Below are 14961 nucleotides of genomic sequence, written 5' to 3'. Positions count from 1 at the left end.
CAATAACATAAAACATTACAAAACCTGTACAATGCGTTTCATGTGGCTGTATAGGCGCTCTGAAAGTGGCTAAAAATGACACATGAGCATTCCTGTACCACTCTTACATGCCATATTGACACACTTGTACAGGTGTTGTTTCAAAGAGGATCAGCTTAAGCGGGCGGCGGGGAAAATACAGCGGAAGGTAGCGCCAAAGCCCGGGCGACTTTCGATTGAAAGCCGCCCGTCGTGGCGAATCAGCACATGCTTGACGATGGCAAGCCCAAGGCCGGTACCGCCGGTGGCCGTGCTGCGCCCTTTATCGACGCGATAAAAGCGTTCGGTCAGCCGTGGAATGTGTACCGGGTCGATGCCGTGACCGTTGTCCTTGACCTCGATACAGGCGCCGCCTTCGGCAAGCTCGGCGTAGCGCAGCGTAATCGTACTTCCCCCCGGGGCGTAGCGCACGGCGTTGAACACCAGGTTGGACACCGCGCTTCGTAGCTCCTGCTCGCTGCCGATCAGCCGCGCGTCGCTTTCGATCTCGAGCGCGATCTGCTGGGGCGTTTCGTGCTGCTGACCGGACAGCGCCCGGGCGTCCTGACACACGCTTTCCAATAGCGGCCCCAGTGCCAACGGCTGGTGATCCTTGCCGCCCTGATCAATCTCGAGGCGCGAAAGCAGCAGCAAATCGTCGACCAGATTCTGCATGCGCAGGGTTTGCGCCTGCATCTGAGCGACGCTGCGGCCAAGTCTTGGCGGCAGTTGATCGCTCAGATCGCTGTAGGTTTCCAGATAACCGGAGAGCACGGTCAAGGGCGTGCGAAGCTCATGGGAGACGTTGGCGACGAAATCCTGGCGCATCTGCTCCAGCCGGTGCAGCCGGGTGATATCACGTGCCATCAAGAGCCGCTCATCGTCGCCGTAAAGCGTGATCTGATACTCGAGAATGCGCCGTTCGTCGATGGGTGAGGTGAGCGTTAGAGGCTCACTGTATTCGCGGGACGAGAAGTAGCGCACAAACGCGGGGTCGCGCAACAAATTGGTGATGTGCTGGCCGCGGTCATGGGCGGTTTGAAGCCCCATCATCTTTGTGGCGGCGCTGTTCCACCACTCCAGGTCGCCGTGACGGTCGAGCATGACCACGCTGTCGCGCATCGCCTCCGACGACTCCTGAATACGCGCAAGCGTGGCTCTGAGGCGGCCCTGAGTGATGCGCTGACTTTTCTGGTAGCGGTAGAGCCGGTCCAGAAGCTCGCCCCAGAGCCCGGGCCCGGCGGGTGGCTCCTCGCTCGGCGTAAGCGTTAGCCATAGATAAAGCGCGCGCAGCTGGCGCAAGTGGTAGAAAAGACACACGCCGAGCCCGGCGGCGAGGCCCAACCCCGGCGCGCCAAACAGCCAGCCCATGATCACCCCGAGCGTGGCAAGCCAGGCGATACGCCAGAGTTCCCGGCTCCACAGGTGCACGCGCTAGCTCCGGGCGGAGAAGCGATAGCCGGTGCCGCGCACCGTCTGAATCAGGTTCTGATGAGCATCGCCCAGGGCCTTGCGCAGGCGACGAATGTGAACGTCCACGGTGCGCTCCTCGACGTAGACGTTGCCGCCCCATACCTGATCCAGCAGCTGGCTGCGGGTATAGGCGCGCTCCTGGTGGGTCATGAAAAATTGCAGCAGTCGATATTCCGTCGGCCCCATGTCCAACGCCTTGCCGTGAGCGCTGACCCGGTGGCTTACCGGGTCGAGCAGCAGGCCGTTGATTTCCACCGGGTCCTCCATGCCGCGCGGCGTGGTACGCCGCAGCACCGCTTTCAGGCGCGCGACCAGCTCTCTGGGAGAGAACGGCTTGGTGATGTAGTCGTCGGCACCCGCCTCGAGCCCCTGGATCTTGTTGTCTTCCTCGCCCTTGGCAGTGAGCATGATGATCGGAAGCTCGGCGGTGGCCTCTTCGCGCTTGAGGCGACGGGCCAACTCGATGCCGCTGGTACCGGGCATCATCCAGTCGAGCAGCAGCAGATCCGGCTGGTTGTCGACCACCAGCGCGTGGGCATCCTGGGCGTTATCGGCTTCGAGCACGCGATAGTCCGCCATCTCCAGCGCCACCGCGATCATCTCGCGAATCGGCGCCTCATCGTCGACGATCAAAACGGTTTTGGCGGTCATGGGCGGGCCTCACGGTGTCCAGGCAAAGTGGTCGATGACATATCGGTGACAATCACACCATGAGCGAGTGACAGTTTTATGACACCCGCTTTTGCCACCTTAGCCCGCCACCGGCCAAAAGCTCAAGGCGAGCCCGGCGAAGAGCACAAGCCCCGACCAGTGATTGTTCAAAAACGCCTGAAAGCAGGCCTCGCGCTCGCGGTGAACGATCAGGCGCTGCTGATGCACGAAGGTGGCCGCCATGGCCACAAGGCCCAGCCAGAAAAAGCCTCCCAGACTTATAGCCCACCCCACCCAGGCCAGCAGTAACAGCGTGGCCGCCTGCAGCAGGCCAATGATCAGCCGGTCGGCCTGGCCAAACAGCACTGCGGTGGATTTGATGCCGATCTTCAAGTCGTCGTCGCGGTCCACCATGGCGTACTGGGTGTCATAGGCGACGGTCCACAGCACGTTGGCCAGAAATAGTACCCACGCCTCGAGCGGCACGTGACCCAGAACCGCGCCAAAGGCCATGGGGATCGCCCAGGAGAACGCCGCACCGAGCACCACCTGGGGGAAGTGGGTATAGCGCTTCATGAAAGGATACGCGGCGGCAAGCAAAAGCCCGCCCACCGACAGCAACACGGTAAACCAGTTGGTCAACAGCACCAGAATGAACGACACCGCCACCAGCGCGATGAACAGCACCTTGGCTTCGGCTTCCCCGATGCGCCCGGTCGCCAGCGGCCGGTTTTTGGTACGTTTGACGTGGCCGTCGAAGTGGCGATCGGCGTAGTCGTTCACCACGCATCCTGCCGCGCGCATGGAGTAGACGCCGGCGATAAAGATCAATAGCACCCCGCGTCCTGGCACGCCCTCGGCGGCGATCCACAGCGCCCAGAGCGTCGGCCACATCAAAAGCCAGGTGCCGATGGGCCGATCGAGGCGCATCAGCGTGATGAAATCACGCGCCCGGGACCAGCCGGTCGGGCGCAGCAGAGAACGGTCCATGCTTACCTCTCGAGGATAAATCGCGCGCCCAGCTTAGCGCGAAGCCAGATCGGGTTCATCCGCCAGGGTCGATAAAAACGCTTCCTGCACCAAAAGCGACAGCCCGCCGTGGTAGAAGATCGAGCGCCGCGCCCAGACGCTCGGAAGCTCTGGCGCCTGGCGATGAGCGAACGCCGGACGCTGGCCGGTGGCGTAAAGCGCGCCGCGCACGAGATCTGGCTGGCGAAACAGCCAGCTCCCCAGCGAACGCTCACCCAAACGCTCGAGATGCAGCCCCTTGAGCTGCGCCAGCGGCGCCACCGAGCGCGCCACCACCCAAGGGGTGTCATCGATGCACAGCGCCACCTCGCGACACCAAACAAGCCGGCGCGGCGCAAGGCCAAGCGCCTGGGCTTCGTCGCGTTCGGGTACGCCGACGCCCTGGCGCAGCAGCCGTACCCGAAACGCGCGGCGCCCGCCCGCCGCGACCAGCCGTGCGGTCAGCGAATCGGTGGAGGCGACCCACTGCCACCAGGGCGCGCTCATGGCCGGGCGAAACGCCGCGACGGGTTGCCAGCGCGGAAAAAGCGCTAACGGCTGAGTGTGTATTGCCACGCGATCTCCAGAGCGGTCAAGTCGTTCGCGCTAGTGTAACATGATGGCCCAACGCGCTTTTCTCGAGAACATCCGCGTTTCGAGCCCCCGAATTTCAACGTCTGGTGAAGGCATGGCCGACTCTTTCTCTCACGCCGATGCGCCGGTGGATCTTCTCATCATCGGTACCGGCATGGCCGGCATCGGCCTTGCCCGCGAGCTGCGAAGGCTCGGTGATACCCGCTCGATTACCCTGGTAAGCGTCGGCAGCGCCGATGAGTACAGCAAGCCGCTGCTCTCGACGGGCTTTGGCAAGCGCCTGACACCGGAGAAGCTCGCCAAAAAAAGCGCCGCCAGCGTTGCCAATGAGCTCGACGCCACGCTCTGGCCGAACACCCGGGTCGTCGCCCTCGATGGCGACCGCCGCCGGGTCACCCTTGAAGACGGCGAGTATGTGGGCTTCGAGACGCTGGTGCTGGCCACCGGTGCCGGCCCGCGAAACGCCTTCGACATTCCCGCGGGGCTCGCCGAGCGCTTTTTCAGCGTCAACGATTTGGACGATTACCGTCGCTTTTACACCGCCCTGGCGCCAGAACCCGCGCGCGTCGCCGTTGTCGGCGCGGGGCTCGTGGGCTGCGAATTCGCCAACGACCTGCTTGTCGGCGGCCACCAGGTCACGCTGATCGCCCCGGAGACCACGCCGCTGCCCCGCCTTCTGCCGGCAACGCTTGGCCAGGCGCTGGGCCGCGCGTTCGAGGCCGGCGGCATCGAACTTGCGCTGGGTCGCACGGTGAGCCGCATCGCCGCCGGCGAGCACGACGATATCGTTTTGAGCCTGGACAGCGACGACACCCATCACGTCGATGTGGTGCTGATGGCCACCGGGCTTGCGCCGCGAAGCGCGCTGGCGCGCGAGGCGGGCATCAGTGTCAGCGAGAGCGGCATTCGGGTCGACCGGACGCTTGCGACCTCCCATGCCGGCATCTACGCCCTGGGCGATGCGGCGTGCATCGACGGCGTCAACGCCATGTACGTCCCGCCGCTTCAGGCCAGCGTCAAGGCGCTGGCCGCCACCCTCACCGGCCAGCCGACCCGCGTACGCCTCGGCGCCTGGCCGGTGGTGGTCAAAACGCCGCTTCTACCCGTGGTGGCCTATCCGCCGGTCGCGCCGGTCGCCCAGTGGCGCGTCGAGGGTGACGGCGATACGTTGACCGCACTTGCCGACGATAAAGATGGTCAATTAGTCGGGTTTGCGTTGACAGGCGAGGCGGTCAAAAGGAAAGTGGAGCTTTCCAGAGCGGTGCCCGCGCTGCTAGGCTAAATCGTAACCCGGAGACGCTCGAGCCCCCGTATCGCGCTTGAGCGATAAAATTAAAACACTCGTTCGTTTTCAATCGCACTCATAAGCGTTACGCTTATTTTTTCTATCAGGGAGACCCCTTTTATGCGCAAACCTGACCTGGCCGCTGCCATCGCCGATAACGCTGACCTGTCCAAGGACAAGGCAGGCCAAGTGCTGAACGTCATTCTCGACGAGATCACCAACAGCGTGGCGAAAGGCGAAGACGTTGCCCTGATCGGCTTTGGTACCTTCACCGTACGCGAGCGCGCTGCCCGCACCGGCAAAAACCCGCAAACCGGCCAGCCGCTTAACATTCCGGCTAGCAAGAACGTGGCGTTCAAGCCCGGTAAAGCGCTCAAGGACGCCGTCTCCTAATGAAACTCCGGCTTGCGCTGTGGCTACTGGGCTTGTTGCTCAAGCGCGCGCTGCGGCGTAAGCCGCGCTTCAAGGAGCAGCTCGAGCGAATGCGCGGTCTGGACTGGGGCATCGCTACCGAGGATCTACACACGGCACGCCACTACCGAATGACGCCCAAGGGCATCGCCACGGGCAAGGGCCTGCCAATCGATCTGGATCTGGAGCTGCGCTTTCGCGATCAGGACGCGGCGCTCAGGATTCTCAAAAAGCCGACCCAGCAGGCGTTTCTGCACGGCATGATGAACGGCGACGTTCGCCTGGTCGGCGATTCCAGCGACCTGACCAAACTGCAGAAGCTTTTAAAGCACCTGTAGCGCTTAACGGCCCGCCTTTTACGGCGGGCCGTTTTGTTGAACACCCTCGCATCACGCCCGACCGGATGGTTCGCTCCCCTGAAAGCGCCCTGCTTTTGCCGCCACAACCCGACTGCTGGCGATAAGCGCCTGACGTAGTATCGATATCGAACGCCGGCAAACAACGCTGGAGCGTACGCTTTAGGCCAAGCGGTGGTCGGCATAGCCAGGTACCAGGCGACGTTGATATACTGACGATTAGTTATACTAAAGTCTAAATAACAATCGAAGAGACGCCATGCCGATCGCTCTACCCCTTCGCCGCCTTTGGACCCTGGATAAATTCGCCTACAGCCTGCGGGTGTTCATCGCCTTTAGCGGGGCGCTCTTGTTTAGCGTGTTTCAAGCCGACGTGGCGCTGGTCATTCCGCTGTTTCTCGGCATCATCGCCTGTGCGCTCTCGGAAACCGACGACAGCTGGCAGGGGCGGCTTCAGGCGCTGATCGTGACGCTTTTGTGCTTTGCGCTGGCCTCCTTCGTGGTGCAGTGGCTGTTTGCCTGGCCCTGGCTGTTCGCACTCGGGCTGGGGGTGTCGGCCTTTACGCTGATCATGCTCGGCGCCATCGGCCAGCGCTACGCTACCATCGCTTCGGGCACGCTGATTCTCTCGATCTATTCGATGATCAACATCGAGCAGCATGGCGGCGTCGACGCCGACGTCGCCTCGCGCCAGCTTTTGCTGCTGGCGGGCGCGGCCTGGTACGGCCTCATCTCCGTGATCTGGTGCGCGCTATTCTCACGCCAGCCGGTCAAGCAGAGCATGGCGCGGGTATACAAGACGCTGGGGGAGTTCTTGATCCTCAAGTCGGCGCTGTTCGAGCCGGTACGCGGTGTGGATGTGGAGGCACGCCGGGTGGCGCTGGCGCATCAAAACGGCCAGGTGGTGGCCGCGCTCAACCAGGCCAAGGAGATGATCTTTCGCCGCCTGGAGGGTCAGCGCGGAAGCCAGAAGCTCAACCGCTACCTGCGCATTTACTTCATCGCTCAGGACATCCACGAGCGAGCGAGCTCCACCCACTACCCCTACAGCGCGCTGACCGAGGCGTTCTTCCACCACGACGTGCTGTTTCGCTGCCAGCGCCTTCTGGACCAGCAGGGCCGGGCCTGTCGCCAACTGGCCAAGTCCTTGCTACTCAACCGCCCGTTCGATCACGAACTCAGCGAGCAGGCGCTGATGGACCTGCGCGCCTCGATCGACAATCTGAGTGACCGCGACCGTCCGGAGTGGCGCGCGCTGATTCATCCGCTCAACGCCCTGGCAGACAACCTGGCCACGCTGGAGACGCAGATCGCCAGTGTCCACAACCCGGATGCAAGCTTCGATCGCCGCGACAGCGCGCTGTTCGATCGTTCGCCGTCGAGCATCAAGGAAGCCTGGAACCGGGTGCGGCTGAATCTGACGCTGGGCTCGCCCACCTTTCGCCACGCCGTGCGCCTGTCGAGTGCGCTGGTCGCAGGCTATGCGCTCTTGCAGTGGCTCGATCCAGAGCAGGGGTTCTGGATTCTCTTGACCACGCTGTTCGTGTGCCGACCCAACTTCGCCACCACGCGGCGCTTTCTTTCCCAGCGGATTCTGGGCACGGTGCTAGGGCTGGTCGTGGGCTGGGCCTCCATTTCGCTTTTCCCCCAGCCCGGTGTTCAAAGCATGATCGCCGTGGCCGCCGGGGTCTGCTTTTTCGCCAACCGCGAGCGCCATTACGTCATCGCCACCGCCTCGATCACGCTGTTGGTGCTGTGCAGCTTCAACCAGGTGGGGGACGGCTTTGACCTGATCTGGCCGCGGCTGTTCGATACGCTGCTCGGCGCGGTCATTGCGGGGCTTGCGGTGTTCTTCATTCTGCCCGACTGGCAGGGCCGGCGGCTCTACCGCGAGGCGGCCAAGGTGCTCACTAGCCACCGTGGCTACCTGGATGAGATCGTTCACCAGTACGAAACCGGTAAACAGGACGATCTGGCCTACCGGCTGGCACGGCGCAACGCCCACAACGCGGATGCGGCGTTCTCGACGCTCTTAACCAACATGCTTCACGAGCCCGGCCACTACCGCAAGCAGGACGCAGACAGCGGGCTGCGCTTTCTGGTGCTCTCCAATACGCTGTTGAGCCACCTGTCGGCACTCGGCGCCCACCGCCACCGGCTGACCGACGACGAAGACGACGCCGCGCTGATGCCCCAGGCCCGGCGCATCAGCGAACTGCTCGAGGCGATGACCCGGGAGCTACACGCGCGCCAGCCCGTCACCGCGCTCGATGAGCAGACCGATATGCTGCTCGCCGCCCTCGGCGATACGCCGAAGGACGCCGCCACGCCGGTCAGCAGCGAGCGCGCCACCGCGGTGACGCTCTACCGCCCGATCCAGAGCCAGCTCAGGCTGATCGCCGAGCAGCTCACGCCGCTGGCTCAAAGCGCAGCCCGGCTCACCCAGCGGCCCAAATCGGCCGGCCATTAAACCTGCCCGTAGCGTCCGGCAGCTTCCCCCAGCCAGCGGCGCACCAGCACGGCGGTGGCGTCACGGTCGCCTTGAAGCGTTTTCGCCAGCGCCGTGACGCGCTCCAACAGATCGGCATCGCGCTCGAGATCGGCGACCTTCATCTGGGCGAGGCCCGTCTGGCGGGTGCCGAGCACCTCGCCCGGGCCGCGAATCTCCAGGTCCTTCTCGGCGATGCGAAAGCCGTCGGTGGTTTCACGCATCACGCCCAGACGCTCCTTCGAGCTTTTCGACAGCGGCGGGTGGTAAAGCAGCACGCAAAAACTCTCCAGGCTTCCCCGCCCGACCCGTCCGCGCAGCTGATGAAGCTGGGAAAGCCCCAAGCGCTCCGGGTTTTCGATGATCATGAGACTGGCGTTGGGCACGTCCACGCCGACCTCGATCACCGTGGTGGCCACCAGCAAATCCAGCTCGCCTTCCTTGAACGCCGCCATCACTTCGGCCTTTTCCGCCGCCTTCATGCGCCCGTGGATCAAGCCGATGGCAAGCTCGGGTAGCGCTGTTGTCAGCTCCTCGCGGGTGACTTCGGCGGCCTGGCACTGCAGCACCTCGGACTCGTCGATCAGCGTGCAGACCCAGTAAGCCTGGCGGCCATCGCTGCAGGCGCGGCGAATGCGCTCGACCACTTCCGGGCGGCGCTCGTCGGACACCACCACGGTCTTGACCGGCGTGCGCCCCGGCGGCAGCTCGTCGATGATCGAGACGTCCAGATCCGCGTAGGCGCTCATGGCAAGCGTACGGGGAATGGGCGTGGCGGTCATGATCAGCTGGTGCGGGGTAAGCCCGCCCGCCTCGCCTTTTTCGCGCAGCGCCAGGCGCTGGTGCACACCGAAGCGGTGCTGCTCGTCGATGATCGCAAGCCCCAGGCACTTGAAGTGAACGTCCTCCTGGAACAGCGCGTGGGTACCGACCACCATCCGCGCCCGACCATCGGCGATCGCTGCCTTGGCATCGAGGCGGCTTTTACCCTTGAGCTTGCCGGCAAGCCAGGCGACCTCGATACCCAGCGGCTCGAACCAGGCCTTGAAAGAGCGGTAGTGCTGTTCGGCAAGAATCTCCGTGGGCGCCATGATCGCCGCCTGGCAGTCGCCGGCCAGCGCCGACAGAGCGGCCATGGCGGCGACCACGGTTTTGCCGGAACCGACATCGCCCTGCACCAGCCGCAGCATCGGCGCGGGCTCGGCGAGATCCAGCTCGATCTCCTCGAGCACCCGGCGTTGGGCACCGGTGAGCGCGAAAGGCAGCTTGGCCAGAAAGCGGGTTTGCAGGCCGCGCCCGGCCGGCAGACGCGGGGCGCCGTCGGCCTGGATACGCAGGCGCACTTCGCGAAGGCTCAGCTGGTGGGCCAGAAGCTCCTCCAGCGCCAACCGCCGGGTCGCCGGGTGTAGGCCCTGGGCGAGCGTGTCGAGATCGACCTCCGGCGGCGGCTGATGCAACAGCATAAGGCTTGCGTGAAGCCCGGGCAGGCCGAAGCGCTCGGCAAGCTGCGGGGGAATCATGTCCGGCAGCGCCTCCGGGGCGGCTTCGAGTCGCTCGAGCGCCTGCCGCGCCAGCGCCCGCAGCCGGGTCTGGTGGAGCCCTTCGGTGGTCGGGTAGATCGGCGTGTAGTGCTCCTCGACCGGCGTCTCGGCGTCCCCGACCGGGCGGTACTCCGGATGATAGATCTCGAGCCCCGTGGCACCGGCGCGCGCCTCGCCGAAGGCGCGCAGCGTCACGCCCGGGCGCAGCTGCTGGCTCTGCGCCGGGGAGAAGTGGAAAAAGCGCAGGCTCAGGATGCCGCTTTGGTCGCGAAGACGCACCAGAAGGCTTCGCCTTCGCCCCTTGACGATGTCGCAGGCAGTCACTTCGCCTTCGACCACCGCTTCGCTGCCCGCGCGTAAAAGCCCGATCGGGGTCAAGCGCGTGCGGTCCTGGTAGCGCAGCGGCAGGTGAAAGAGCAGATCGCTCACCCGCTCGACGCCCAGGCGCGCAAGCTTGGCCGCCAGCGCCTCGCCGACGCCCTTGAGCTCGGTGACCGGCGCATCGAGCGCGTTCATGGCATGGCCTGCCGGCACTGGTTGATCGCCTGCACCAGCGCATCGATCGCCTTGGGCCTGGGAAAGCTCGCCCGCCAGGCGATGGCGACGGTGCGCGAGGGCGACGGCGAAACGAACGGCCGGCTCGCCAGCAGCGAGCGTTCATCCTTCTGCGTTCCCAGCGCCGACTGCGGCAGCACCGTGATGCCGAGCTTCGAGGCCACCATGTGGCGGATGGTCTCGAGCGAGCCGCCTTCGGCGATCAGCGTGTTGCTGGGGCTGTTGAGCTTGTGGGTGATCGCCGGGCAGGCCTCGAGAATCTGGTCGCGAAAACAGTGCCCTTCGCCCAGCAGCAAGAGGCGCTCCTCGAGCAGCGCCTCCTTCTCGATCGCCTCCCGTTCGGTCCAGGGGTGGCTGCTGGGCATCAGCACCTCGAAATCCTCGTCGTAGATCGCCTTGGTCACCACGTCGGTTTCGGTGAACGGAAGCGCGACGATGATGACGTCGAGCTCGCCGCTTTTGAGCTTGCCCCTGAGCGCGCCGGTCAGCCCCTCTTCGATGTAGAGCGGCATCTGCGGCGCCGCCTCGGCCAGTGCCGGCACCAGATGCGGGTAGAGATACGGCCCGATGGTGTAAATGGCACCGATGCGCAGCGGGTTGGCCAGCTGGTCACGGCCGGCGCTGGCCATTTCGAAAATCAGGCTGGACTGCTCCAGCACGCGCTGCGCCTGGGCGACGATTTTCTCGCCAAGCGGGGTGACCTGTACGGTGGATTTGGAGCGCTCGAACAGGGGTGTGTCGAGTTCATCCTCGAGTTTTTTCACCGCCACCGAGAGCGTGGGCTGGGAAACGTGGCAGCGTTCGGCGGCGCGGCCGAAGTGGCGCTCTTGTGCAAGGGTTACGATGTAGCGAAGTTCTGTTAAAGTCATAACGGTGCCGGATGGCATCCTCTCGTAGCAGGTCGTGACTCAGCGTGGCCATGAACGGGACGGCAAGGACAAACAAATTCTCTTGACGATGGCATATCTCAAGAGGACTTTGTATCTAATAGGGAATATTTATCATGAGGAGTGCGCAGGTGAAACTCACTGTACTGATCATCGGCTGTGGCGATATCGGCACCACCCTGGGGCGCGAGCTTACCAGCGAAGGCCATCGCGTCATCGGCGTGCGCCGCCAGGCCGACTCGTTACAGGGGACCGGCATCGAGCCCCTGGCGCTCGACCTTGCGACGCTCGACGATGCCAGTGCCTCTGCGCTGCCCGAAGCCGATTACGTCATCTATACCGTCAGCGCCGACCGCTTCGAGGAGAGCGCCTATCAGAGCGCCTACCCGAACGGCTTGAAACGGGTGCTGGGCGTGCTCGAACAGCACGAAACACCGCCACGGCGCATCTTCTTCGTCTCCTCGACCAGCGTTTACGGTCAGCAGGAGGGTGAAGTAGTCAACGAGGTCAGCCCCACCGATTCGACCAGCTTCTCGGGCACTCTGATGCGCGATGCCGAACAGGCGCTGCTGGATCATCCGCTACCAGGCACGGTCGTGCGCTTTTCCGGTATCTACGGCCCTGGCCGCGACCGGCTGATCCACCAGGTCAAGGGCGGGCGCATGGCGGCGATCACCCCGGCGATCTACTCCAACCGCATCCACCGCGACGATTGCGCCGGGATTCTCGCCCACCTGATCCAGTGTCAGGAGAGCGGTAAACCCCTGGCCGAGCTCTATCTGGGCAGCGACTCCGAGCCCGCCACCATGTACAACGTCATGAGTTGGCTGGCCAAGGAGCTCAAGGCCACCGCGACCGAGACCATGCAGTCGCCGCTGAGACGGCGTACCAGCAAACGCTGCGACAACAGCCGCGTGCGCGAAACCGGCTACGAATTCCGCTACCCCAGCTTTCGCGAAGGCTACGCCCAGATTCTAAAGGAAGGCGGCTTTTTGACCTCCAGAAGTGCCTGATCCCCGTGCCTGTTGACGAAAAAAGCGAGCCCAAAGGCTCGCTTTTTTATGTCCATTCAGCCGCTTAGTCGCCGATGACCATGACCGCTTCCGCTTCGACCTGGCTGCCCTTGGGCAGCGCGCGCACGCCCACCGCGGCGCGGGCCGGGAACGGCGCCTTGAAGAACTCTTCCATCACGCGATTGACGATGGCGAAGTTGTCCAGATCCACGAGATAAAGATTGAGCTTGACGATATCGGAAAGCGACCCGGCGGCCTCTTCACACACCGCCTGCAGGTTGGTGAAGACCTGGCGGGCCTGGGCTTCGATGTCACCAGAGACGATCTCCATCGAGCTTGGGTCGAGCGGGATCTGACCGGAGAGATAGACCGTGTTGCCCGCCTTGATCGCCTGGGAGTACGGACCAATGGCAGCCGGTGCCTTTTCGGTGTTGATAACGGCTTTATTGCTCATAATTATGCTGCTCCTGTAATCAAAAAATCCCGCGCGCCCCGGGGCTACCAGGGGCGGCTTACTTAGGGAAGGCTTAGTTGGCCGTTCGAGTTATTTTGCTGACGCTTGGCAGGTTGCGAATGCGTTTCATGATACGCGCGAGGTGCACACGGCCCTTGACCGAGAGGGTCAGGTTCACCGTCGAGAGTTTGGCGTCGCGCTCCTCGATGCCGATCCGTTCGATATTGGCATCGGCGTCGGTGACCAGACCCGCGAGTTCGGCCACCAGCCCCCGGCGGCTTTCGATCTCGATACGCAGCGCCACCGGGAAGTCCTCGTCGATATTCTCCGACCACTGCAGTGTGAAGAGCTTTTCCGGGTCGCTTTTCAAATCCACCAGGTTTCGGCACTCGTCGCGGTGCACGACGATGCCCTTGCCCACCGACAAATGCCCCACGACCGCATCACCGGGTAGCGGGTGGCAGCAGCGGGCAAAACTCAACACCATGCCTTCGCTGCCGCTGATCACCACCGCGTTATCGCTGTTCTCCAGCCGGTTGATCTCGCGATTCTCGCCCTGGGCAGTATCCGCCAGCCGCCGGGCCGCCACGTAAGCCATGCGATTACCCAGCCCCACCGACTCGAGCAGGGTGTCCAGCGAGGAGACGTCGAGCTCCTTGAGCGCCTTGGTGAAGACCCGCTCGTCGAGCTCCTCGAGGCTCGTCTCATATGAGGCCAGCGCCTTGTTGAGCAGCCGCCGTCCGAGCATGATCGCCTCGGACTGCTGCTGATGCTTCAGGGCGTGGCGAATCGCCGAGCGCGCCTTGGCGGTGGTGACGAAATTGAGCCACGAAAGATTGGGCCGCGCGCCGGGGGCGGTGATGATCTCGAGCGTCTGGCCGCTTTCCAGCCGCGTGGAGAGCGGCGCCAGGTGGCGATCGATCCGGCAGGCGATGCAGTTGTTGCCGATATCGGTGTGCACGCTGTAGGCGAAGTCGATCACCGTGGCGCCCTGGGGCAGCTCCATGATGTCGCCCTTGGGCGTGAACACGTAGATGTCGTCGGGGAACAGGTCATTCTTGACGTGCTCGATGAACTCCAGCGAGTCGCCGGCGTGGCGCTGCATCTCGAGTAAGCCCTTGACCCAGGCCCGTGCCCGGGCGTGGCTGCCCTCGGCGATCGGATGCTCGGTCTGGCCGGCCTTGTAGAGCCAGTGAGCGGCGATGCCGTTGTTGGCCATCGCTTCCATCTCGCGGGTGCGAATCTGCACCTCGATCGGCATGCCGCGCTGACCAAAGAGCGTGGTGTGCAGGCTCTGGTAGCCGTTCGCCTTGGGAATGGCGATGTAATCCTTGAAGCGCCCGGGCACCGGCTTGAAGAGGTTGTGCACCACGCCGAGTATCCGGTAGCAGCTCGCCACATCGTCGGTGATGATGCGAAAGCCGAACACGTCCATGATCTCGGCAAAGGGCTTTCGCTGGTCGCGCATCTTCTTGTAGATGGAGAGCAAATGCTTTTGCCGACCGATCACCGTGCCCTTGAGTTCTTCGTCGTCCAGGCTTTGTTGCAGCGACGACTGAATCTGGCGCATCGCGCTTCGCCGGTTACCGCGGGCGCTGGCCACCGCGCGCTTGATCCGCTCGGCGCGCATCGGGTGGATCGCCTGAAACGAAAGATCCTCGAGCTCGATGCGGATAGTGTTGATCCCGAGCCGCCCGGCCACGCGGGCGTAGATCTCCAGCGTCTCGCGGGCGATGCGCCGCTTCTTGTCCGGCCGCAGCGCCCCCAGTGTGCGCATGTTGTGCAGCCGATCGGCGAGCTTGACGATGATGACGCGAATGTCCCGCGACATCGCCAGCACCATCTTCTGGAAGTTCTCCGCCTGAGCGACCGCCTTGTCCTCGAAGGTGATCTGGGTGAGCTTCGAGACGCCGTCGACCAGCTCCGCCACCGGCTGACCGAACTGCTCGCCAAGGGCCTTTTTTGAGACGCCGGTATCCTCGATCACATCGTGCAGCATGGCCGCCATCAGGCTTTGATGGTCCATGTGCATGTTGGCGAGGATGTTGGCGACGGCGAGCGGGTGGGTGACGTAGGGCTCGCCGGAGCGGCGCCGCTGGCCATCGTGGGCCTGTTCGGCGTAGTAGAAGGCGCGTTTGACCTGCTGGATCTCATCCGAGGGTAGATAGCCGCCGAGTCGGTCGGCCAGGTCATCGATGGTGAACATGGAACGCGCCCCTTCGGTTCC

The 14961-nt window shown here is 63.8% G+C and carries 13 protein-coding genes; 5 read left to right on the top strand and 8 right to left on the bottom strand.

Features of this window, described 5'->3' with window-relative positions:
- Positions 1-150: 150 nt before the first annotated feature.
- The 4 genes from phoR to RN347_RS00270 form a co-directional block, all read right to left on the bottom strand.
- The gene (gene phoR / locus RN347_RS00285; RefSeq protein ID WP_263585618.1) at positions 151-1449 is read right to left on the bottom strand and encodes a phosphate regulon sensor histidine kinase PhoR; all 1299 of its coding nucleotides are present in this window, start codon (positions 1447-1449) and stop codon (positions 151-153) included.
- A gap of 3 nt (positions 1450-1452) precedes the next feature.
- On the bottom strand, positions 1453-2142 hold the full coding sequence (gene phoB / locus RN347_RS00280; protein ID WP_263585619.1) for a phosphate regulon transcriptional regulator PhoB: 690 nt from the start codon (positions 2140-2142) through the stop codon (positions 1453-1455).
- Positions 2143-2241: 99 nt separating this feature from the next.
- Positions 2242-3132, bottom strand: a complete 891-nt coding sequence (ubiA, locus tag RN347_RS00275; RefSeq protein WP_263585620.1) for a 4-hydroxybenzoate octaprenyltransferase — start codon at positions 3130-3132, stop codon at positions 2242-2244.
- Positions 3133-3165: 33 nt separating this feature from the next.
- Entirely contained in the window at positions 3166-3726 is a 561-nt protein-coding gene (locus RN347_RS00270; protein ID WP_311959201.1) for a chorismate lyase, read from the bottom strand.
- A 112-nt stretch (positions 3727-3838) separates the two neighbouring features.
- Between RN347_RS00270 and RN347_RS00265 the strand changes: the two genes are divergently transcribed.
- From RN347_RS00265 to yccS, 4 genes are all read left to right on the top strand, one after another.
- Positions 3839-5026 (top strand): FAD-dependent oxidoreductase, encoded by a 1188-nt coding sequence (locus RN347_RS00265; protein WP_311959199.1) that lies wholly within the window; start codon positions 3839-3841, stop codon positions 5024-5026.
- 123 nt (positions 5027-5149) lie between these two features.
- Positions 5150-5422 carry an HU family DNA-binding protein gene (locus RN347_RS00260; protein WP_252107991.1) on the top strand — a complete coding sequence of 91 codons (273 nt, stop codon included), beginning with the start codon at positions 5150-5152 and terminating at the stop codon, positions 5420-5422.
- Entirely contained in the window at positions 5422-5778 is a 357-nt protein-coding gene (locus tag RN347_RS00255) for a hypothetical protein (protein WP_263585623.1), read from the top strand. The genes RN347_RS00260 and RN347_RS00255 overlap by 1 nt, the downstream gene beginning before the upstream one ends.
- A 277-nt stretch (positions 5779-6055) precedes the next feature.
- Positions 6056-8266, top strand: a complete 2211-nt coding sequence (gene yccS, locus RN347_RS00250) for a YccS family putative transporter (RefSeq protein WP_311959191.1) — start codon at positions 6056-6058, stop codon at positions 8264-8266.
- Here yccS and recG read toward each other — a convergent pair.
- Positions 8263-10341, bottom strand: a complete 2079-nt coding sequence (gene recG / locus RN347_RS00245) for an ATP-dependent DNA helicase RecG (protein WP_311959189.1) — start codon at positions 10339-10341, stop codon at positions 8263-8265. The two genes, yccS and recG, sit on opposite strands and share 4 nt — an antisense overlap.
- Positions 10338-11249: a LysR substrate-binding domain-containing protein gene (locus tag RN347_RS00240; RefSeq protein WP_311959187.1), complete on the bottom strand. Its 912-nt coding sequence runs from the start codon at positions 11247-11249 to the stop codon at positions 10338-10340. Before RN347_RS00240 ends, recG begins: the two co-directional genes overlap by 4 nt.
- Before the next feature lie 149 nt (positions 11250-11398).
- Between RN347_RS00240 and RN347_RS00235 the strand changes: the two genes are divergently transcribed.
- On the top strand, positions 11399-12280 hold the full coding sequence (locus RN347_RS00235; protein WP_311959185.1) for an SDR family oxidoreductase: 882 nt from the start codon (positions 11399-11401) through the stop codon (positions 12278-12280).
- 64 nt (positions 12281-12344) lie between these two features.
- Here RN347_RS00235 and RN347_RS00230 read toward each other — a convergent pair whose 3' ends face one another.
- The gene (locus tag RN347_RS00230) at positions 12345-12734 is read right to left on the bottom strand and encodes a RidA family protein (protein WP_263585627.1); all 390 of its coding nucleotides are present in this window, start codon (positions 12732-12734) and stop codon (positions 12345-12347) included.
- A gap of 73 nt (positions 12735-12807) precedes the next feature.
- A complete protein-coding gene (locus RN347_RS00225) occupies positions 12808-14940 on the bottom strand; it encodes a bifunctional (p)ppGpp synthetase/guanosine-3',5'-bis(diphosphate) 3'-pyrophosphohydrolase (protein ID WP_263585628.1) in 2133 nt (710 codons plus the stop codon).
- Between the last annotated feature and the right edge of the window lie 21 nt (positions 14941-14961).

Source organism: Halomonas sp. PAMB 3264, assembly GCF_031954245.1.
Lineage (GTDB): Bacteria > Pseudomonadota > Gammaproteobacteria > Pseudomonadales > Halomonadaceae > Vreelandella.
This window is presented reverse-complemented; position numbering and strand designations above follow the sequence as displayed.